Here is a 21,571-nt window from a genome sequence, read left to right as displayed (position 1 = left end):
TTACTCAGCACTGCTGCTGAAATCGAGATCTTGGCCTGGCTGAAGGGAGATAACTGCCTTCTTCCAGTCATTACGCTTGCCCAGACCGCGAGCAGTGCGCTTGCTCTTACCCAGAACATTCAGGGTAGTAACACGCTCTACTTTCACGCTGAACAGGCTTTCGACGGCCTTCTTGATTTCCAGCTTGGTTGCGTCAGTTGCAACCTTGAAAACGAACTGGCCTTTCTTGTCAGCCAGAACCGTAGCCTTTTCGGAAACGTGCGGGCCAAGCAGAACTTTAAATACGCGTTCCTGGTTCATCCCAGCAGCTCCTCGAATTTCTTCACGGCCGACACGGTGATCAACACCTTGTCGTATGCGATCAGACTAACTGGATCGGAACCTTGCACGTCACGTACATCAACGTGTGGCAGGTTGCGAGCAGCCAGGTACAGGTTCTGATCAACAGCTTCGGACACGATCAAAACGTCGGTCAGGCTCATGTTGTTCAGTTTGCCCAGCAGATCTTTGGTTTTTGGACTTTCGACAGCGAAGTCCTGAACCACGACCAGACGATCAGTACGCACGAGTTCAGCAAGGATGGAGCGCAGAGCTGCGCGGTACATCTTCTTGTTGAGCTTCTGAGAGTGATCCTGTGGACGAGCTGCGAAAGTGGTACCGCCGCCACGCCAGATTGGGCTACGGATAGTACCGGCACGAGCACGGCCAGTGCCTTTCTGACGCCAAGGGCGCTTACCGCCACCACGTACGTCGGAACGGGTCTTTTGCTGCTTGCTACCTTGACGGCCGCCGGCCATGTAGGCCACGACTGCTTGGTGAACGAGCGTCTCGTTGAATTCGCCGCCAAATGTCAGTTCGGAAACTTCGATCGCTTGAGCGTCATTTACATTTAATTGCATGTCAGCTTCCCCTTAACCGCGAGCCTTGGCCGCTGGACGTACAACCAGGTTGCCGCCAGTAGCGCCAGGAACAGCACCCTTGACCAACAACAGATTGCGTTCAGCGTCGACGCGCACTACTTCGAGGGACTGCACGGTCACGCGCTCAGCGCCCATATGACCGGACATTTTTTTGCCCTTGAATACACGACCAGGAGTCTGGCACTGGCCAATAGAGCCCGGGACGCGGTGGGAAACGGAGTTACCGTGAGTGTTGTCTTGACCACGGAAATTCCAACGCTTGATCGTACCCTGGAAGCCTTTACCTTTGGACTGACCGGTTACATCAACCAGTTGACCAGCGGCGAAGATTTCAGCGTTGATCAGATCGCCAGCCTGGTAGTCGCCGTCTTCAAGACGGAACTCCATAACAGTACGACCAGCTGCAACGTTTGCTTTAGCGAAGTGACCTGCTTGAGCAGCAGTCACGCGCGAAGCACGACGCTCGCCGACAGTGACTTGCACTGCACGATAGCCATCGGTTTCTTCAGTTTTGAACTGGGTGACGCGATTCGGTTCGATCTCAATGACCGTGACCGGAATGGAGACACCTTCTTCGGTGAAAATACGGGTCATACCGCATTTACGACCGACTACACCAATAGTCATGTTGTAAACCTCATGAGTGTACGGGGCTTTCACCCGCTATGGCCGCCCATTTCAGAGCGTTACACGACTAAGACCCAAGTCTTAGCCGAGGCTGATCTGTACTTCCACACCGGCCGCCAGATCGAGCTTCATAAGTGCATCAACGGTTTTATCCGTTGGCTGGACGATGTCCAGTACGCGCTTATGAGTACGGATCTCGTACTGGTCACGCGCGTCTTTGTTGACGTGCGGGGAGACCAGAACGGTGAACCGCTCTTTACGGGTAGGCAGTGGAATTGGACCACGCACTTGAGCACCAGTACGTTTCGCGGTTTCCACGATTTCCTGGGTGGATTGGTCGATCAGGCGATGGTCAAAAGCCTTCAACCTGATACGGATTTGCTGATTTTGCATTGGATTTCAGACTCCGGCTGCTATTCCCACCGGGCGCAATACGCCCGTTAAAAGGAGGCGCAATTCTATAGACGCCCTAGATAGGTGTCAACCCAATAAAAAAGCCCCCGCTAAGCGGGGGCTTTCTCAAAACATCAAAGCTCACTCAAAAGAGAGATTACTCGATGATTTTAGCTACAACGCCAGCACCAACGGTACGGCCGCCTTCACGGATTGCGAAGCGCAGACCGTCTTCCATTGCGATGGTTTTGATCAGGGTAACAGTCATTTGAATGTTGTCACCCGGCATTACCATTTCAACGCCTTCTGGCAATTCGCAGTTACCGGTCACGTCAGTAGTACGGAAGTAGAACTGTGGACGGTAGCCTTTGAAGAACGGAGTATGACGGCCGCCTTCTTCTTTGCTCAGAACATAAACTTCTGCGGTGAACTTGGTGTGCGGCTTGACCGAACCTGGCTTAACCAGAACCTGGCCACGCTCAACGTCGTCACGCTTGGTACCACGCAGCAGAACGCCGCAGTTCTCGCCAGCACGACCTTCGTCGAGCAGCTTGCGGAACATTTCAACACCGGTGCAGGTGGTGACGGTAGTGTCACGCAGACCAACGATTTCCAGTGGATCCTGAACGCGAACGATACCGCGCTCGATACGACCAGTCACAACAGTACCGCGACCGGAGATCGAGAATACGTCTTCGATTGGCATCAGGAACGGCTTGTCGGTCAGACGAACTGGTTCTGGGATGTAGCTGTCCAGAGTTTCAACCAGTTTACGAACAGCAGTGGTGCCCATTTCGTTTTCGTCGTTGCCTTCCAGAGCCATACGAGCAGAACCGATGATGATCGGAGTGTCGTCACCTGGGAAGTCGTAAGTGCTCAGCAGATCGCGCACTTCCATCTCAACCAGTTCCAGCAGCTCAGCGTCGTCTACCAGGTCAGCCTTGTTCAGGAAAACCACGATGTACGGAACGCCAACCTGGCGGGACAGCAGGATGTGCTCACGGGTTTGTGGCATCGGACCATCAGCGGCCGAGCAAACCAGGATCGCGCCGTCCATCTGGGCAGCACCAGTGATCATGTTCTTCACATAGTCAGCGTGACCTGGGCAGTCAACGTGAGCGTAGTGACGAATAGTCGAGTTGTACTCAACGTGCGCGGTGTTGATGGTGATACCACGAGCTTTTTCTTCTGGTGCGCTGTCGATCTTGTCGAAGTCAACACGAGCCGAACCGAAAACTTCGGAGCAGACGCGAGTCAGAGCAGCGGTCAGAGTGGTTTTACCGTGGTCAACGTGGCCGATGGTGCCAACGTTTACGTGCGGTAGGGAACGATCAAATTTTTCTTTAGCCACGACAATTAACTCCTTGCCTAAAGGACTGAATCAGCCTTGTTTTTTGGATACAGTTTCAGCGATGTGCGCCGGAGCTGTGTTGTATTTTTTGAATTCCATAGAGTAGCTTGCGCGACCCTGGGACATGGAGCGAACGTCGGTCGCATAACCGAACATCTCACCCAACGGAACCTCGGCGCGAATCACTTTGCCGGAAACCGTGTCTTCCATACCCAAGATCATGCCGCGACGACGGTTAAGGTCGCCCATGACATCACCCATATAGTCTTCAGGTGTAACAACTTCTACCGCCATGATTGGCTCAAGCAACTCACCACCGCCCTTCTGGGCCAGTTGCTTGGTTGCCATGGAAGCAGCCACCTTAAACGCCATCTCGTTGGAGTCGACGTCGTGGTAAGAACCGTCAAAAACGGTTGCTTTCAGGCCGATCAGCGGATAGCCGGCAACAACACCGTTCTTCATCTGCTCTTCGATACCCTTCTGGATAGCAGGGATGTATTCCTTAGGAACCACACCACCTACTACTTCGTTCACGAATTGCAGACCTTCCTGACCTTCGTCAGCAGGAGCAAAACGGATCCAGCAGTGACCGAACTGACCACGACCGCCGGATTGACGAACGAACTTGCCTTCGATTTCACAGTTCTTCGTGATGCGCTCACGATAGGAAACCTGAGGCTTACCGATGTTGGCTTCGACGTTGAACTCACGGCGCATCCGGTCAACCAGGATGTCCAGGTGCAGCTCGCCCATGCCAGAGATGATCGTTTGACCAGTCTCTTCATCAGTCTTGACGCGGAAAGATGGATCTTCCTGAGCAAGCTTGCCCAGAGCGATACCCATTTTTTCCTGGTCATCCTTGGTCTTAGGCTCTACGGCAACCGAGATAACCGGCTCCGGGAAGTCCATGCGAACCAGGATGATTGGCTTGGCAGCGTCGCACAAAGTCTCACCAGTGGTGACGTCCTTCATGCCGATCAGGGCCGCGATGTCACCAGCGCGTACTTCCTTGATCTCTTCGCGAGCGTTTGCGTGCATTTGCACCATACGGCCCACGCGCTCTTTCTTGCCTTTAACCGAGTTGATCACGCCGTCGCCGGAGGCCAACACGCCCGAGTAAACGCGAACGAAGGTCAAAGTACCCACGAATGGGTCTGTAGCGATCTTGAACGCCAGAGCCGAGAACGGCTCGTTGTCGTCAGCATGACGCTCCATCTCTTCTTCCTCGTTATCAGGGTTGGTACCCTTGATAGCAGGAATGTCGGTTGGAGCAGGCAGGTAGTCGATAACGGCGTCGAGAACCAGGGGAACACCCTTGTTCTTGAAGGAAGAACCGCAAACAGCCAAGACGATCTCACCAGCGATAGTACGCTGACGCAGAGCGGCCTTGATTTCCACGTTGGTGAGTTCTTCACCTTCGAGGTACTTGTTCATCAGCTCTTCGCTGGCTTCAGCCGCAGCCTCAACCATGTTGTTGCGCCACTCGTCAGCCAGTTCCTGAAGCTCTTCAGGGATAGGCTTGCGAACAGGAACCATACCTTTATCGGAATCGTTCCAGTAGACAGCTTCCATATTGATCAGATCAATCTGACCCTGGAAGTTATCTTCAGAACCGATCGCCAACTGGATAGGCACCGGAGTGTGACCCAGACGCTGCTTGATCTGACCGATCACGCGCAGGAAGTTGGCGCCAGCACGGTCCATCTTGTTTACATAAACAAGACGTGGAACACCGTACTTGTTGGCTTGACGCCATACGGTTTCCGACTGAGGCTCAACACCCGAGGTGCCGCAGAACACAACGACAGCGCCGTCGAGTACACGCAGGGAACGCTCAACTTCAATAGTGAAGTCTACGTGGCCCGGGGTATCGATTACGTTGAAGCGATGCTCGTCTTTGTACTGCTTCTCGGAACCTTTCCAGAAGGCGGTAATAGCAGCAGAAGTAATGGTAATACCACGCTCCTGCTCCTGAACCATCCAGTCTGTGGTCGCGGCGCCGTCATGCACCTCGCCCATTTTGTGACTTTTGCCGGTGTAAAACAGTACGCGCTCGGTGGTGGTGGTTTTACCAGCATCCACGTGAGCGACGATACCGATGTTACGGTAGCGGCTAATCGGAGTAGTACGAGCCATAAAGCCCTCGCAAAATTAGTGAAGCTAAAATTAGAAGCGGTAGTGCGAGAAAGCTTTGTTAGCTTCAGCCATACGGTGCACGTCTTCACGCTTCTTAACAGCAGCACCTTTACCTTCAGCAGCGTCCAACAGTTCGCCGGCCAAACGCAGAGCCATAGACTTCTCGCCGCGCTTACGGGCGAAGTCTACCAACCAGCGCATTGCCAGAGCGTTACGACGGGACGGGCGAACTTCAACCGGAACCTGGTAAGTAGCACCGCCTACACGGCGCGACTTCACTTCGACCAGCGGAGCGATGGCGTCGAGAGCTTTCTCGAAGATTTCCAGGGGGTCGCTGTTCTTGCGTTCTTTAACCTTTTCCAGCGCGCCATAAACGATACGCTCGGCAACGGCTTTTTTGCCGCTTTCCATCACGTGGTTCATGAACTTGGCCAGAATTTGGCTTCCGTATTTTGGATCGTCAAGCACTTCGCGCTTGGCTGCTACGCGTCTTCTTGGCATGGATAAGCCCTCAAACGGTCTTCAGGTTCGCTCGGAATCGGTGCCCTTTCGGGACGCCTCCGACCTTACTCTTATCGACTCAGAAAATAAGATGATTCAGGTTTACAAAAAGCCGCTACTACTTAGGCTTCTTGGTACCGTACTTCGAACGACCCTGGTTACGACCTTTAACGCCGGAAGTATCCAAGGAGCCGCGTACGGTGTGATAACGAACACCTGGCAAGTCTTTTACACGACCGCCGCGGATCAGTACCACGCTGTGCTCTTGCAGGTTGTGGCCTTCACCGCCGATGTACGAGGAAACCTCGAAACCGTTGGTCAGACGCACACGGCATACTTTACGCAGTGCCGAGTTAGGTTTTTTCGGCGTGGTGGTATACACACGGGTGCATACGCCACGACGTTGCGGGCAGTTCTGCAGCGCAGGTACGTCGGATTTCTCGACGATACGCTTACGCGGCTGACGTACCAGCTGGTTGATAGTTGCCATCTACTAGCTCCACTGTTGTCTTGCGACGCTATTGTCTTGCAAGAAAAGCAAAATGGCAGGAACGAATTCCCGCCAAATTTAGGGGTACAAGAGTCTAAAGAGGATCTTGTCCCCAGTCAAGGCAAGGCCCCGACCTCCCCTCGCGCCGAACCGGGGCAAAAATGCCTCGATCCGACGAACGGGAGTGTCAGGGCCCAGACTCATCTATCGCAGAACTCAGTTACCGCTTGAGTTCAGTGCTTCGGTCAGTGCAGCTTCCACTTCACTGGCGCTCACGCGCAGCGGCTTGTCAGCATCACGGCGACGCTTACGCTCGCTGTGGTAAGCCAAACCGGTACCCGCCGGGATCAGACGACCCACGACCACGTTTTCTTTCAGGCCGCGCAGGTAATCGCGCTTGCCGGTTACCGCTGCTTCGGTCAGTACGCGAGTGGTCTCCTGGAAGGAGGCCGCCGAGATGAACGACTCAGTGGACAACGACGCCTTGGTGATACCCAGCAGCACGCGAGTGAACTTGGAAACGAATTTCTCTTCGTTCGCCAGGCGCTCGTTTTCTACCAGTACGTGAGTCAGTTCCATCTGGTCGCCCTTGATGAAACTGGAATCGCCGGATTCAGCGATTTCAACTTTACGCAGCATCTGACGCAGGATGGTCTCGATGTGCTTGTCGTTGATCTTCACGCCTTGCAGACGGTAAACGTCCTGGATCTCGTTAACGATGTACTTGGCCAGAGCACTCACACCCAGCAGACGCAGGATGTCGTGTGGATCGCTCGGGCCGTCGGAGATAACTTCGCCGCGGTTTACCTGTTCGCCTTCGAACACGTTCAGGTGACGCCACTTCGGAATCAGCTCTTCATACGGATCGCTACCGTCGTTCGGAGTAATGACCAGACGGCGCTTGCCTTTGGTTTCTTTACCGAACGCGATGGTGCCGCTGACTTCAGCCAGAATCGACGCTTCTTTCGGACGACGAGCTTCGAACAAGTCGGCAACACGCGGCAGACCACCGGTGATGTCACGGGTCTTCGAAGTTTCTTGCGGGATACGCGCGATAACATCACCGATCGCGATCTTCGCACCATCCGCTACACCGACCAGGGCGTTGGCTGGCAGGAAGTACTGAGCGATTACGTCAGTGCCTGGCAGCAACAGATCCTTGCCGTTGTCATCAACCATCTTCACGGCAGGACGGATGTCTTTACCGGCAGCTGGACGATCTTTGGCGTCGAGTACTTCAATGTTGGTCATACCGGTCAATTCGTCAGTCTGACGCTTGATCGTGATGCCTTCTTCCATGCCCACGTAGGTCACGGTACCTTTCATTTCGGTAACGATTGGGTGAGTGTGCGGATCCCACTTGGCCACGATTGCGCCAGCGTCGACCTTGTCACCTTCTTTAACCGAAATCACAGCACCGTACGGCAGCTTGTAACGCTCGCGCTCACGACCGTAGTCATCAGCGATTGCCAGCTCACCGGAACGGGACACAGCAACCAGGTGGCCATCCACTCGCTCAACGTGCTTGAGGTTGTGCAGGCGGACGGTACCGCCATTCTTCACCTGAACACTGTCGGCTGCGGAGGTCCGGCTTGCCGCACCACCGATGTGGAACGTACGCATGGTCAGCTGGGTACCCGGCTCACCGATGGACTGGGCAGCGATAACGCCGACCGCTTCACCGATGTTTACCTGGTGACCACGAGCCAAGTCACGGCCGTAGCACTTGGCGCAAATGCCATAGCGGGTTTCGCAGCTGATCGGCGAGCGAACGATCACTTCGTCGATGCTGTTGAGTTCGATGAACTCGACCCACTTTTCGTCAACCAGGGTGCCAGCAGGAACGATAACTTCCTCGGTACCTGGCTTGAACACGTCACGGGCAATTACACGACCCAATACGCGCTCACCCAGCGGCTCTACAACGTCACCGCCTTCAATGTGCGGAGTCATCAGCAGGCCGTGCTCGGTGCCGCAATCGATCTCGGTTACAACCAGATCTTGTGCAACGTCTACCAGACGGCGAGTCAGGTAACCGGAGTTAGCGGTTTTCAACGCGGTATCCGCAAGACCCTTACGAGCACCGTGAGTGGAGATGAAGTACTGAAGTACGCTCAAACCTTCACGGAAGTTCGCAGTGATCGGCGTTTCGATGATGGAGCCATCCGGCTTGGCCATCAGGCCACGCATACCGGCGAGCTGACGGATCTGCGCAGCAGAACCCCGTGCGCCCGAGTCGGCCATCATGTACATCGAGTTGAAGGATTCCTGGTCAACTTCGTCGCCGTGACGGTCGATGACTTTCTCTTTCGAGAGGTTGGCCATCATCGCCTTGGAAACTTCGTCGTTCGCCTTGGACCAAAGGTCGATCACCTTGTTGTACTTCTCGCCCTGGGTTACCAGGCCGGAGGCGTACTGGCTCTCGATCTCTTTCACTTCGTCAGTGGCGGCACTGATGATGCGAGCTTTTTCATCCGGGATAACGAAGTCGTTAACACCGATGGAAACGCCGGAGATAGTGGAGTAAGCGAAACCTGTGTACATCAACTGGTCAGCGAAGATAACGGTCTCTTTCAAACCAACCACGCGGTAGCACTGGTTGATCAGCTTGGAGATCGCCTTCTTCTTCATCGGCAGGTTGACGACATCGTACGACAGACCTTTTGGCACAACCTGGTACAACAGCGCACGGCCGACAGTGGTGTCGACGATACGGGTGTTGCTCACGCTGCCGCCGTCACGGTCATTGACGGTTTCGTTGATCCGCACTTTGACCTTGGCGTGCAGTGCGGCTTCGCCGGCACGGAACACACGGTCAACTTCCTGCAGGTCAGCGAACACACGACCTTCGCCCTTGGCATTGATCGCTTCACGGGTCATGTAGTACAGACCCAATACAACGTCCTGCGACGGAACGATGATTGGCTCACCGTTGGCTGGCGACAGAATGTTATTGGTCGACATCATCAACGCGCGCGCCTCCAACTGGGCTTCCAGTGTCAGCGGTACGTGCACGGCCATTTGGTCGCCGTCGAAGTCGGCGTTGTACGCGGCACAGACCAGAGGGTGCAGCTGAATAGCCTTACCTTCGATCAGTACTGGTTCAAACGCCTGGATACCCAGACGGTGAAGGGTCGGTGCACGGTTGAGGAGAACCGGGTGTTCGCGGATCACCTCGGCGAGAACGTCCCAAACCTCTGGCAGTTCGCGCTCGACCATTTTCTTGGCCGCTTTGATGGTGGTCGCGAGACCGCGCATTTCCAGCTTGCCGAAGATGAATGGCTTGAACAGCTCAAGTGCCATCTTCTTGGGCAGACCGCACTGGTGCAGACGCAGGGTCGGGCCTACGGTAATTACCGAACGACCGGAGTAGTCAACACGCTTACCGAGCAAGTTCTGACGGAAACGACCTTGCTTACCCTTGATCATGTCAGCCAAGGATTTCAGAGGACGCTTGTTGGAACCGGTGATAGCGCGGCCACGACGACCGTTGTCGAGCAAGGCATCGACAGCTTCCTGCAACATACGCTTTTCGTTGCGCACGATGATGTCCGGAGCGGACAGGTCAAGCAGGCGCTTCAAGCGGTTGTTACGGTTGATCACGCGGCGATACAGGTCGTTGAGGTCGGACGTCGCGAAACGACCACCGTCCAACGGTACCAGCGGACGCAGGTCTGGCGGCAGAACCGGCAGAACGGTCAGCACCATCCACTCTGGCAAGTTGCCGGAACCCTGGAAGGCTTCCATCAACTTCAGACGCTTGGACAGCTTCTTGATCTTGGTTTCGGAGTTGGTTTGCGGAATTTCTTCGCGCAGACGGCCAATCTCGTGCTCCAGGTCGATAGCGTGCAGCAGCTCGCGGACAGCTTCGGCACCCATACGGGCATCGAAATCATCACCGAACTCTTCCAGCGCTTCGAAGTACTGCTCGTCGTTCAGCAGCTGACCTTTTTCAAGGGTGGTCATGCCTGGATCGATAACGACATAGCTCTCGAAGTAGAGAACGCGTTCGATATCACGCAGAGTCATGTCCATCAGCAAGCCGATACGGGACGGCAGCGATTTCAGGAACCAGATGTGGGCAACCGGCGAAGCCAGTTCGATGTGCGCCATACGCTCACGACGAACCTTGGCCAGTGCGACTTCAACGCCGCACTTCTCGCAGATCACACCACGGTGCTTCAAGCGCTTGTACTTACCGCACAGGCACTCGTAATCCTTTACCGGGCCAAAGATCTTGGCGCAGAACAGGCCGTCACGCTCAGGCTTGAACGTACGGTAGTTGATGGTTTCCGGCTTTTTAACTTCACCGAACGACCACGAACGGATCATCTCAGGCGATGCCAATCCAATACGGATGGCGTCGAACTCTTCGACTTGACCCTGGTTTTTCAGCAAATTCAGTAGGTCTTTCAAGGCCTTTCCTCCTGGCGGAGCAGAGAGCGGACCAAACGGCCACGCTCTCGATTCGCGTCACGTGTTATTCGGTTTCCAGATCGATATCGATGCCGAGGGAACGAATTTCTTTGATCAACACGTTGAAGGACTCGGGCATGCCCGGCTCCATACGGTGATCGCCGTCCACGATGTTTTTGTACATCTTGGTACGACCGTTCACATCGTCCGACTTCACTGTGAGCATTTCTTGCAGAGTGTATGCAGCACCGTATGCTTCCAGTGCCCAGACCTCCATCTCCCCGAAACGCTGACCACCGAACTGAGCCTTACCACCCAGCGGCTGCTGGGTAACCAGGCTGTACGAACCAGTAGAACGAGCGTGCATCTTGTCGTCTACCAAGTGGTTCAGCTTCAGCATGTACATGTAGCCAACAGTAACCGGGCGCTCGAACTTGTTGCCGGTACGACCGTCGAACAGCTGCATCTGGCCGCTTTCCGGCAGGTCTGCCAGTTTCAGCATGGCCTTGATTTCGCTTTCCTTGGCACCGTCGAACACCGGGGTAGCCATTGGAACGCCGCCGCGCAGGTTCTTCGCCAGATCCAGGATTTCCTGGTCGGAGAAGGTATCCAGCTCTTCGTTGCGACCGCCGATCTCGTTGTAGATCTCGTGCAGGAACTTGCGCAGGTCTGCGACCTTGCGCTGCTCTTCGATCATACGGTTGATCTTCTCGCCCAGACCTTTGGCCGCGAGGCCCAGGTGGGTTTCAAGGATCTGACCAACGTTCATACGCGAAGGTACGCCCAACGGGTTGAGGACGACGTCGACCGGGGTGCCATTGGCATCGTGCGGCATGTCTTCAACCGGCATGATCACGGAGACCACACCTTTGTTACCGTGACGACCGGCCATCTTGTCGCCCGGCTGGATGCGGCGACGGATTGCCAGGTAAACCTTGACGATTTTCAGCACGCCTGGAGCCAGGTCATCGCCCTGCTGCAGTTTGCGCTTCTTGTCTTCGAACTTGTCGTCCAGCAGACGGCGGCGATCAACGATGTAGGCCTGGGCCTTCTCGAGCTGCTCGTTCAGAGCGTCTTCAGCCATGCGCAGTTTGAACCACTGGCCGTGCTCAAGACCGTCGAGAATTTCGTCGGTGATGTCCTGACCTTTCTTCAGACCTGCGCCGCCTTCGGCCTTGTGGCCTACCAGAGCGGAGCGCAGACGTTCGAAGGTCGCGCCTTCAACGATACGGAACTCTTCGTTCAGATCCTTACGGATCTCGTCGAGCTGGGTCTTCTCGATGGACAGTGCACGAGCATCACGCTCAACGCCATCACGGGTGAAGACTTGTACGTCGATGACAGTACCTTTGGTACCGGTAGGTACACGCAGGGAGGTGTCTTTAACGTCGCTGGCTTTTTCACCGAAGATGGCACGCAGCAGCTTCTCTTCCGGAGTCAGTTGGGTCTCGCCTTTCGGAGTGACCTTACCCACCAGGATGTCGCCTGCGCCAACTTCAGCACCTACGTAAACGATACCGGCTTCGTCCAGCTTGTTCAGTGCAGCTTCACCCACGTTCGGGATGTCTGCAGTGATTTCCTCAGGCCCAAGCTTGGTGTCACGTGCCACACAGGTCAGTTCCTGAATGTGGATCGTGGTGAAGCGGTCTTCTTGAACCACACGCTCGGACAGGCAGATGGAGTCTTCGAAGTTGAAGCCGTTCCATGCCATGAACGCGATGCGCATGTTCTGACCCAGAGCCAGTTCACCCATATCGGTGGACGGGCCATCGGCCATGATGTCGCTACGCTGAACGCGATCACCCTTGCTCACCAGCGGACGCTGGTTGATGCATGTGTTCTGGTTCGAGCGGGTGTATTTGGTCAGGTTGTAGATGTCGACACCGGCTTCGCCAGTTTCTACTTCGTCATCGGCAACACGAACCACGATACGGCTGGCATCAACAGAGTCGATAACGCCGCCACGACGAGCCACGACGCAAACGCCGGAGTCACGGGCTACGTTACGCTCCATGCCGGTACCTACCAGCGGCTTGTCAGCACGCAGGGTCGGTACAGCTTGACGCTGCATGTTGGAACCCATCAATGCACGGTTGGCGTCATCGTGCTCCAGGAACGGGATCAGCGACGCTGCAACCGAAACTACCTGCTTCGGAGAAACGTCCATCAAGGTGACGTCTTCCGGCGCCTTGACGGTGAACTCGTTCAAGTGACGAACAGCTACCAGCTCGTCGATCAGGACTTTCTTGTCGTTCATCGTGGCCGAAGCCTGAGCGATCACGTGATCAGCTTCTTCGATGGCGGACAGGAACACGATCTCGTCGGTGACCAGAGCGTCTTTCACCACACGGTACGGGCTCTCGAGGAAGCCATACTGGTTGGTACGCGCATAAGCGGCCAGGGAGTTGATCAGACCGATGTTCGGACCTTCCGGCGTTTCGATCGGGCAAACACGACCGTAGTGCGTCGGGTGTACGTCACGAACTTCGAAGCCAGCACGCTCACGGGTCAGACCGCCCGGGCCCAGTGCGGATACACGGCGCTTGTGGGTGATCTCGGACAGCGGGTTGTTCTGGTCCATGAACTGGGAAAGCTGGCTGGAACCGAAGAACTCTTTCACCGCCGCAGCCACTGGCTTGGCGTTGATCAGGTCTTGCGGCATCAGGCCTTCGCTTTCAGCCATCGACAGACGCTCTTTGACCGCACGCTCAACACGCACCAGGCCAACGCGGAACTGGTTCTCGGCCATTTCGCCTACGCAGCGAACACGACGGTTACCCAGGTGGTCGATGTCATCGACGATGCCTTTGCCGTTACGGATGTCGACCAGCGTCTTCAGTACCGCGACGATGTCTTCCTTGCACAGCACGCCCGAACCTTCGATCTCGGTACGACCGATACGACGGTTGAACTTCATCCGGCCGACCGCAGACAGGTCATAGCGCTCAGGGCTGAAGAACAGGTTGTTGAACAGGGTTTCGGCAGCGTCTTTGGTTGGTGGCTCACCAGGACGCATCATGCGATAGATCTCGACCAGCGCTTCCAATTGGTTGCTGGTGGAGTCGATCTTCAGAGTGTCGGAGATGAACGGACCGCAGTCGATGTCGTTGGTGTACAGGGTCTCGATGCGAACAACCTGGGCCTTGGCGATTTTCGCCAGGATCTCGGTGTTCAGCTCGGTATTGCACTCAGCCAGGATTTCGCCTGTAGCCGGGTGAACGATGACCTTGGCGGTCGTGCGACCCAGAACGTAGTCCAGAGGCACTTCCAGCTCTTTGATACCAGCCTTTTCGATCTGGTTGATGTGGCGCGCAGTGATACGACGGCCAGCCTCAACGATGACCTTGCCTTTCTCATCCTGGATGTCCAGGACAGCAATTTCACCACGCAGACGCGAAGCGATCAGCTCCAGCTTGAGGGTTTCATCCTTCAGGCTGAATACGTTGGTGGTATAGAAAGCGTCCAGCACTTGCTCAGTGGTATAGCCGAGCGCGCGCAGCAGTACCGAGGCCGGCAGCTTGCGACGACGGTCGATACGCACGAACACGCAGTCTTTCGGGTCGAACTCGAAGTCCAACCACGAACCGCGGTACGGAATGATCCGCGCGGAGTACAGGAGTTTGCCGGAGCTGTGCGTCTTGCCGCGGTCGTGGTCGAAGAACACGCCCGGGGAACGGTGCAGCTGGGAAACGATTACACGCTCGGTACCGTTGATAACGAAGGTACCGTTTTCAGTCATCAATGGGATTTCGCCCATGTAGACTTCTTGCTCTTTGATGTCCTTGATCGCTTTGTTCGACGATTCTTTGTCGAAAATGATCAGACGGACTTTTACCCGCAAAGGTACGGCGTACGTAACGCCACGCAACACGCATTCTTTGACATCAAATGCCGGTTCGCCCAGGCGATAACCGACGTACTCCAGCGCAGCATTGCCGGAGTAGCTGATGATCGGGAAAACGGATTTGAAGGCCGCATGCAGGCCCACGTCGCGGAACTGATCTTTGGTCGCTCCCGCCTGCAAGAATTCACGATACGAATCCAGCTGGATAGCCAGAAGGTACGGGACATCCATGACGTCCGGCAACTTGCTAAAGTCCTTGCGGATACGTTTTTTCTCAGTATATGAGTAAGCCATCAGCGTTCCCCAGCTTGGTCACCTGCTTGTTTGGCCCCTCCGACGGGAGCAGCCAGAAAATCTTGCAAACCCCATGGTTTGCACCACCGCTTCGGGTGGCTACAGCGCGTTAATGGCGGCGACCGAGTCGACAGCCAAGAACGGAAAAAGGCCGGTGGCAAGAGCCACCAGCCATCAGCCTTCAGCTTAACGCTTGGGCTGGAGACGCAAGGTCGATGCTTACTTCAGCTCGACTTTAGCGCCTGCTTCTTCCAGAGTAGCTTTGGCTTTGTCAGCTGCGTCTTTGGCAACAGCTTCCAGAACCATGGCAGGAGCGCCGTCAACTACAGCCTTGGCTTCTTTCAGGCCCAGACCGGTCAGTTCACGTACTGCCTTGATCACGTTTACTTTCTTCTCGCCAGCTTCGGTCAGCATGACGTTGAATTCGGTTTGCTCTTCAACAACGGCAGCAGCAGCAGCTGGGCCAGCGGAAGCAGCGGCAGCGGAAACGCCGAATTTTTCTTCGAAAGCTTTGATCAGCTCAACAACCTGCAGAACCGACATTTCAGCTACGGCGTTGAGGATATCGTCTTGGGAGATAGACATTGCTGTATTTCCTGAATTGGGGGACGGCCTACGCGGCCATCGAAATAAACAAAAATACGCGAGAGAAGTTGCTCAGCCTTAGGCTGCGGCAGCTTCTTTTTGCTCGCGAACTGCAGCCAGAGTACGAGCCAGCTTGCTGGTAGCGCCTTGAATCACGCTCATCAGCTGCGAAATGGCTTCGTCGCGGGTCGGCAGTGTTGCCAGTACGTCGATTTGGTTAGCTGCGAGGAACTTGCCCTCGAACGCAGCTGCCTTGATCTCGAACTTATCCTGACTCTTGGCGAACTCTTTGAACAAACGGGCAGCAGCGCCTGGATGGTCCTTGGAGAACGCGATCAGAGTCGGGCCAGTGAACACGTCGTTGAGAACACTGTATTCAGTGTCAGCAACAGCGCGCTTGAGCAGGGTGTTACGTACAACACGTACGTATACGCCAGCTTCACGAGCCTCTTTACGGAGTCCGGTCATAGCGCCTACTGTCACACCACGGGCATCAGCCACGACAGCGGACAGAGCAGCTTTGGCAGCCTCGTTGACTTCAGCGACGATGGCCTTCTTGTCTTCGAGATTAATTGCCACGGGTTTAACTCCTGCTTGTTACCGTTTCATCTGGCCGAGGCCGGATGTCGTTTTGGTGTCTGATTCGGTAAGGAACCGGGAGCACCATCTGCGTAGGCTTGTTGGTTTAAGACTTGCGTCGCCTACGGTCTTGGATAGCCCCCGCCAGGCAGGGACCCCAATCTTTCAATTGGCGCAATCGCTTGCGCCAATTTGTGTCTTATACGTCCAGCGAGCCTTGGTCGATGACCAGACCTGGGCCCATAGTGGTGCTCAGGGTAACGCGCTTGACGTAGATGCCTTTCGAGGAAGCTGGCTTGATACGCTTCAGATCAGCGATCAGGGCTTCAACGTTTTCCTTCAGCTTGACGGCGTCGAAGCCGACCTTGCCAACGGAGGTGTGAATGATGCCGTTTTTGTCGGTGCGATAACGAACCTGACCAGCCTTGGCGTTTTTAACCGCGGTAGCTACGTCTGGCGTTACGGTGCCGACTTTAGGGTTAGGCATCAGGCCACGTGGACCCAGGATCTGACCCAACTGACCTACAACGCGCATTGCATCCGGGGAAGCAATAACGACGTCATAGTTCAGATCGCCGCCTTTCATTTCGGCAGCCAGATCGTCCATACCAACGCGATCAGCGCCGGCAGCCAGAGCAGCTTCAGCCGCCGGGCCCTGAGTGAAGACAGCAACACGTACAGTCTTGCCAGTACCGTGTGGCAGCACAGTAGCGCTACGAACGACCTGGTCGGATTTACGCGGGTCAACACCCAGGTTCACAGCAACGTCAACAGACTCGCTGAACTTGACAGTCGACAGCTCGGTCAGCAGAGCAGCAGCGTCTACGAAGTTGTAGGACTTGCCTGCTTCGATTTTGCCGGCGATAGCCTTTTGGCGCTTGGTCAGCTTAGCCATTACACACCCTCCACGTTAAGGCCCATGCTACGAGCAGAACCGGCGATGGTACGCACGGCTGCATCCATATCAGCTGCAGTCAGATCCGCGTTTTTGGTTTTCGCGATTTCTTCCAGCTGAGCACGAGTTACGGTGCCAACCTTAACGGTGTTCGGACGAGCGGAACCGCTAGTCAGACCAGCAGCTTTCTTCAACAAAACCGAAGCCGGGGTCGACTTGGTTTCGAAAGTAAAGCTACGGTCGCTGTATACAGTGATGATCACTGGAGTCGGCAGACCTGGCTCAAGACCCTGAGTACGGGCGTTGAAGGCCTTGCAGAATTCCATGATGTTCACGCCGTGCTGACCCAGAGCTGGACCGACGGGTGGGCTAGGGTTGGCCTGAGCGGCCTTCACTTGCAGCTTGATGTAAGCGGTAATCTTCTTGGCCATGAGGCACTCCAATTACGGGTTCAAACGCCTAGAAAGGCTCCCCGGCTACTTGCGCGTTTATCCCAGTGACGACAAAACCCCACAGCCTAAGGCTGCGGGGTTGGGATGCTTTTTCAGCTAGACCTTCTCGACCTGGCTGAACTCCAACTCTACCGGAGTAGAGCGACCGAAAATGAGCACTGCCACTTGGATCCGGCTCTTTTCGTAGTTAACTTCTTCGACGGTGCCATTGAAATCAGCGAAAGGACCATCTGTAACACGAACAACCTCACCCGGCTCGAACAATGTCTTCGGCTTGGGCTTGTCGCTACCGTCAGCAACACGACGCAGAATTGCTTCTGCCTCCTTGTCAGTGATCGGAGCAGGCTTATCAGCAGTACCGCCAATGAAACCCATGACACGAGGAGTATCCTTGACCAAGTGCCAAGTACCTTCATTCATGTCCATCTGTACCAGCACGTAGCCAGGGAAGAACTTACGCTCACTCTTGCGCTTCTGGCCATTCCGCATTTCAACCACTTCTTCAGTGGGAACCAGAATTTCGCCGAAGCCATCTTCCATGCCTGCCAGCTTTACGCGCTCCAGCAAAGAGCGCATAACATGCTTCTCGTAACCCGAGTAAGCATGCACAACGTACCAACGCTTAGCCACGGGACACCCTTAGCCAACAATCAAGGAAACAAGCCAGCCGAGCAGGGAATCGAGCCCCCACAACAGCAACGCCATAACCAGAACAACAGCCACAACAATCAATGTGGTCTGCGTGGTTTCTTGGCGAGTCGGCCAAACGACTTTACGAATTTCGGTGCGAGCTTCCTTTACCAGGACCGCGAAAGACTTGCCTTTAGCAGTCTGCAGGCCTACAAAGGCAGCTACAGCAGCGAGGGCGAGCAATGCGAGGACACGGTACAGGATCGGCGAAGCAGAATAGTACTGATTGCCAACAACGCCTACGACCACCAAGGCGACTACAGCGAGCCACTTGAACAGATCGAAACGAGAGCTTTGAGCTTCAGCCTTAGGAGTCATCTATGAAGATCCTGTGAAAAGAAAGCCAGACACACCACGTGAATCTGGCAGGTCAGGAGGGAATCGAACCCCCAACCTACGGTTTTGGAGACCGTCGCTCTGCCAATTGAGCTACTGACCTAAAACAAAATCAGGCCGACCATTATGCAGGCCTGAAAAAGACTTTACAACAACCAACCCCAACAGACTTGAAATCACCTGACAATCACAGCCAGACATAACACGATACAAGCCGAGGCAGCCGTTAAAACAAAGGCAGATATTTTCATATCTGCCTTGTTATATGGAGCTCTTGAGCGGATTTGAACCGCTGACCTCACCCTTACCAAGGGTGTGCTCTACCAACTGAGCTACAAGAGCAAAACACCTTGCACAACCTGCAAACTTGGAGCGGGTAGCGGGAATCGAACCCGCATCATCAGCTTGGAAGGCTGAGGTTCTACCACTAAACTATACCCGCGGAGCTTGCAGCTCACGCTAAAAATGGTGGAGGGGGAAGGATTCGAACCTTCGAAGTCGTAGACGTCAGATTTACAGTCTGATCCCTTTGGCCGCTCGGGAACCCCTCCTAAGCGAGCCGGCATTCTACATCACGCCGGCCTTCTGTCAAGCATTTTCTCATTAAAAATATGAGGTTAGCTGCGTTGACCTTCGTTTCACCTTGAAGCCCTTAAAGGTCTTCACTGCGAAGCGGGCGCCATTCTATGCAAACTATTCGAGAGTTGCAATGCCTTCGCACAGCATTATTTTATGTTTTAACTCATTGAATTCATTAGCAAGGCTTTCAAAGGGCAGATCGTCAGCCAAGCGCCTACTCTCAGGGGCTACTCGCAACCAGTAACCCGAGGCTTCAGGCGCGCTCAACAATTGAAGCCTGACCCTTATGTCCAAGCTTGTCAGCCGCTGCTCGAGAGAGAGCGCCTGGTGACGATCCGAGAAACCACCAATGTACAGACAGGTGCTTTGTGCATCAGCCCCCCTTGCTCGATCACGCCGCGCCACCGTGTCGGCAGACTCACTCAGGAGCCGAATATCTTGCTGCGTTCCACGATAGAGACTCAATGGTGTGACGTCCTTGGCACGCAATGGAGCTTCTTGCTGATGCCAGACGTAGTAGAAAACATTGAGGACAAGTAAAAGCAAAAACAGCCAGCGCATAATCACCTCAAGACAAAGGACACGCCATTGCCAAACCAACAAACACAAGGTCCGGGACCAAACAAGCCTGAGGTGCAGCATCCCTGACCAGGTCGGCATCCCCCCCCGTCAGGAAGACAGTGAAATCCTCGCCCCAATAGCTTCTCGCCAATTCAAGCTGGGTCAACACGAACCCTCTTAGCATAAGCGTACAACCGCGCTCGACAGCCTCTACGGTCGTCCGCCCAGGAGAGAGACGCTCAAGAGCTCTCTCAGCCGCGGCATCGTCATAACGTATCTTGCGCGTATGGGTTCGCAACTGATTGCGCATAAGTGGCAAGCCCGGGCAAATAAACCCACCCAAGTGCTCACCATCAACATCAATAAAGTCTGCGGTCGCCGCCGTACCAAAATCGAGCACTACGCATGCGCCGGACGCTAACTTATATGCACCCAGCATCGCCAACCAACGATCCAGCCCAAGCCGCTCGAACTCTTCGTAGCCATTGTGCACACCGGCCATTTGTCGCGCGGAACCCGCACAGGAAACGGTAACGCCAAATGCCTTCACCAACGCCGCTACCAGCTTGTCGGTTTCCTCAAGCGCTCGAACACTCACTAACCGACAACGCGTGAGCAGAAGGCCAGGAAGCGCTATCAGGCTCTCAATCAACGCATCATCCGAACCCACCACGCCTTCGGCGGAGACACTTGCATCACTCGCCTCAAGCACGCGCCACTTTATGAAGCTGTTCCCACAGTCGAGCTCAAGAATCATCACGCAACCTCAGGCTTAACTCACCACCGCTGTATATTTTCTCGACGCCATCGACATTCAAGCGCAACGCGCCCTGATGATCCACGCCCAACACCACCCCATCAATCTGGGTAACACCAGCAACGAGAGACACAGGCTTGCCCTGCCACAAGTGATGCCGCTCCCACTCATCTTGCAGCCCGGCAAAACCGGCAGTCTTATGTCGATCCAGATAGCCTTGCAACTGCATCCCCAGACGCGCCACCAATTGGTTGCGATCAATAGCAGAACCGGTCTCGAGCTGAATTGAAGTCCATTGCTGATCCACATCATCGGCTTTCTGCATATTCACATTGATGCCTATCCCTAGGACAACGTGACAGATATCCGCAGGATCCCCCACCAGCTCCAGCAAGATGCCAGAAATTTTCTTGCTCCCGACCAAGACGTCGTTTGGCCATTTCAAAGCCGCGCCCTGTACACCGGTCTCACGCAACGCCTGCATAACGGCTAAGCCAACTACGAGACTCAACCCCTCCAACTGTCGCAGACCACCTTCAATGCGCAGCACGAGGCTGTAGTAGACATTTTGCGCAAACGGACTGACCCATTTTCGACCACGCCTTCCCCTACCAGCCGTCTGCTGCTCCGACAGTACGACAAAGGGGGCTGCGCACCCTGAGTCAACGAGACGCAAAGCTTCGGCGTTAGTGGAGTCGATGGAATCGAAAATATGAACTGGCCAGGTTAAAGAGGCCGCATTCAGGGAAATTTGCTCTGCACTCAAGAACACCAACGGCGCAGCCAATTGATACCCACGACCTCGGACCTTATGAATGGGCAGCCCTAACTCTGCCTCAAGATGCTGAAGCTGCTTCCACACAGCGCTGCGACTGACGCCCAGGGCGGCGCCAAGTGCTTCTCCAGAATGGAATCGACCGTCTTTCAGTAGTTTCAACAACATCAGCATGCAAATATCGCCTCACAATGAGGCACGCATAATAGCCATGCGTAAGGTCATTGCATAGAAACGCAGGGCGTTTGCACTCAGGACATGAGCGATGGTTTTTTAGTTTTTTCGACCGCCCAAAACAAAACCCCTGTCTGCGTTAGCAAACAGGGGTTCTGGAATTTAATCTTGACGATGACCTACTCTCACATGGGGAAACCCCACACTACCATCGGC

General features: G+C 54.9%; 19 protein-coding genes and 4 tRNA genes. All 23 read right to left on the bottom strand.

All coding sequences use genetic code 11. The features are described from left to right. Entirely contained in the window at window positions 1-300 is a 300-nt protein-coding gene (gene rplW, locus J1G33_RS12725) for a 50S ribosomal protein L23 (protein WP_002555488.1), read from the bottom strand. Then, complete coding sequence (rplD, locus tag J1G33_RS12720) at window positions 297-899, bottom strand: 50S ribosomal protein L4 (RefSeq protein ID WP_003176424.1); 603 nt, start codon at window positions 897-899, stop codon at window positions 297-299. Before rplD ends, rplW begins: the two co-directional genes overlap by 4 nt. A 12-nt stretch (window positions 900-911) precedes the next feature. Continuing rightward, a complete protein-coding gene (gene rplC, locus J1G33_RS12715) occupies window positions 912-1,547 on the bottom strand; it encodes a 50S ribosomal protein L3 (RefSeq protein ID WP_003194649.1) in 636 nt (211 codons plus the stop codon). An 81-nt stretch (window positions 1,548-1,628) separates the two neighbouring features. Further along, on the bottom strand, window positions 1,629-1,940 hold the full coding sequence (rpsJ, locus tag J1G33_RS12710; protein ID WP_003186070.1) for a 30S ribosomal protein S10: 312 nt from the start codon (window positions 1,938-1,940) through the stop codon (window positions 1,629-1,631). A 157-nt stretch (window positions 1,941-2,097) separates the two neighbouring features. Continuing rightward, a complete protein-coding gene (gene tuf, locus J1G33_RS12705; protein ID WP_005791980.1) occupies window positions 2,098-3,291 on the bottom strand; it encodes an elongation factor Tu in 1,194 nt (397 codons plus the stop codon). Between the two features lie 30 nt (window positions 3,292-3,321). After that, on the bottom strand, window positions 3,322-5,427 hold the full coding sequence (fusA, locus tag J1G33_RS12700; protein WP_005791981.1) for an elongation factor G: 2,106 nt from the start codon (window positions 5,425-5,427) through the stop codon (window positions 3,322-3,324). 30 nt (window positions 5,428-5,457) lie between these two features. Then, the gene (rpsG, locus tag J1G33_RS12695; RefSeq protein ID WP_002555493.1) at window positions 5,458-5,928 is read right to left on the bottom strand and encodes a 30S ribosomal protein S7; all 471 of its coding nucleotides are present in this window, start codon (window positions 5,926-5,928) and stop codon (window positions 5,458-5,460) included. A 118-nt stretch (window positions 5,929-6,046) separates the two neighbouring features. Beyond that, window positions 6,047-6,418 (bottom strand): 30S ribosomal protein S12, encoded by a 372-nt coding sequence (gene rpsL, locus J1G33_RS12690; RefSeq protein ID WP_002555494.1) that lies wholly within the window; start codon window positions 6,416-6,418, stop codon window positions 6,047-6,049. A 216-nt stretch (window positions 6,419-6,634) separates the two neighbouring features. Continuing rightward, window positions 6,635-10,834 (bottom strand): DNA-directed RNA polymerase subunit beta', encoded by a 4,200-nt coding sequence (gene rpoC / locus J1G33_RS12685; protein WP_005791982.1) that lies wholly within the window; start codon window positions 10,832-10,834, stop codon window positions 6,635-6,637. 64 nt (window positions 10,835-10,898) lie between these two features. Next, window positions 10,899-14,972: a DNA-directed RNA polymerase subunit beta gene (gene rpoB / locus J1G33_RS12680; RefSeq protein ID WP_019819139.1), complete on the bottom strand. Its 4,074-nt coding sequence runs from the start codon at window positions 14,970-14,972 to the stop codon at window positions 10,899-10,901. A 219-nt stretch (window positions 14,973-15,191) separates the two neighbouring features. Then, window positions 15,192-15,557 (bottom strand): 50S ribosomal protein L7/L12, encoded by a 366-nt coding sequence (gene rplL / locus J1G33_RS12675; RefSeq protein ID WP_005791984.1) that lies wholly within the window; start codon window positions 15,555-15,557, stop codon window positions 15,192-15,194. A gap of 78 nt (window positions 15,558-15,635) precedes the next feature. After that, on the bottom strand, window positions 15,636-16,136 hold the full coding sequence (gene rplJ, locus J1G33_RS12670; protein WP_003232405.1) for a 50S ribosomal protein L10: 501 nt from the start codon (window positions 16,134-16,136) through the stop codon (window positions 15,636-15,638). Between the two features lie 199 nt (window positions 16,137-16,335). Then, window positions 16,336-17,031 carry a 50S ribosomal protein L1 gene (rplA, locus tag J1G33_RS12665; RefSeq protein WP_003176434.1) on the bottom strand — a complete coding sequence of 232 codons (696 nt, stop codon included), beginning with the start codon at window positions 17,029-17,031 and terminating at the stop codon, window positions 16,336-16,338. Further along, complete coding sequence (rplK, locus tag J1G33_RS12660; RefSeq protein ID WP_003176435.1) at window positions 17,031-17,462, bottom strand: 50S ribosomal protein L11; 432 nt, start codon at window positions 17,460-17,462, stop codon at window positions 17,031-17,033. The genes rplA and rplK overlap by 1 nt, the downstream gene beginning before the upstream one ends. 117 nt (window positions 17,463-17,579) lie before the next feature. After that, the gene (gene nusG, locus J1G33_RS12655; RefSeq protein WP_003176436.1) at window positions 17,580-18,113 is read right to left on the bottom strand and encodes a transcription termination/antitermination protein NusG; all 534 of its coding nucleotides are present in this window, start codon (window positions 18,111-18,113) and stop codon (window positions 17,580-17,582) included. Window positions 18,114-18,122: 9 nt separating this feature from the next. Beyond that, window positions 18,123-18,491 (bottom strand): preprotein translocase subunit SecE, encoded by a 369-nt coding sequence (secE, locus tag J1G33_RS12650; RefSeq protein ID WP_005791990.1) that lies wholly within the window; start codon window positions 18,489-18,491, stop codon window positions 18,123-18,125. Window positions 18,492-18,536: 45 nt separating this feature from the next. Further along, window positions 18,537-18,612: transfer RNA gene (locus J1G33_RS12645), tRNA-Trp, on the bottom strand. A 163-nt stretch (window positions 18,613-18,775) separates the two neighbouring features. Next, window positions 18,776-18,851, bottom strand: a tRNA-Thr gene (locus J1G33_RS12640). A 26-nt stretch (window positions 18,852-18,877) separates the two neighbouring features. Further along, window positions 18,878-18,951 (bottom strand) — tRNA-Gly (locus tag J1G33_RS12635). A gap of 24 nt (window positions 18,952-18,975) precedes the next feature. After that, a tRNA-Tyr gene (locus J1G33_RS12630) sits at window positions 18,976-19,060 on the bottom strand. Window positions 19,061-19,202: 142 nt separating this feature from the next. Next, window positions 19,203-19,649, bottom strand: a complete 447-nt coding sequence (locus J1G33_RS12625; protein WP_005791992.1) for a hypothetical protein — start codon at window positions 19,647-19,649, stop codon at window positions 19,203-19,205. Between the two features lie 7 nt (window positions 19,650-19,656). Next, a complete protein-coding gene (locus J1G33_RS12620) occupies window positions 19,657-20,406 on the bottom strand; it encodes a pantothenate kinase (protein WP_078822464.1) in 750 nt (249 codons plus the stop codon). Continuing rightward, window positions 20,396-21,355: a bifunctional biotin--[acetyl-CoA-carboxylase] ligase/biotin operon repressor BirA gene (gene birA, locus J1G33_RS12615; protein ID WP_032879211.1), complete on the bottom strand. Its 960-nt coding sequence runs from the start codon at window positions 21,353-21,355 to the stop codon at window positions 20,396-20,398. Before birA ends, J1G33_RS12620 begins: the two co-directional genes overlap by 11 nt. Window positions 21,356-21,571: the final 216 nt, after the last annotated feature.

The sequence above is a fragment of the Pseudomonas sp. P867 genome (assembly GCF_019891455.1).
GTDB classification, from domain to species: Bacteria; Pseudomonadota; Gammaproteobacteria; order Pseudomonadales; family Pseudomonadaceae; genus Aquipseudomonas; species Aquipseudomonas synxantha_A.
Note: the sequence above shows the minus strand (reverse complement) of the source record. Positions and strands in the feature narration are given on the sequence as shown.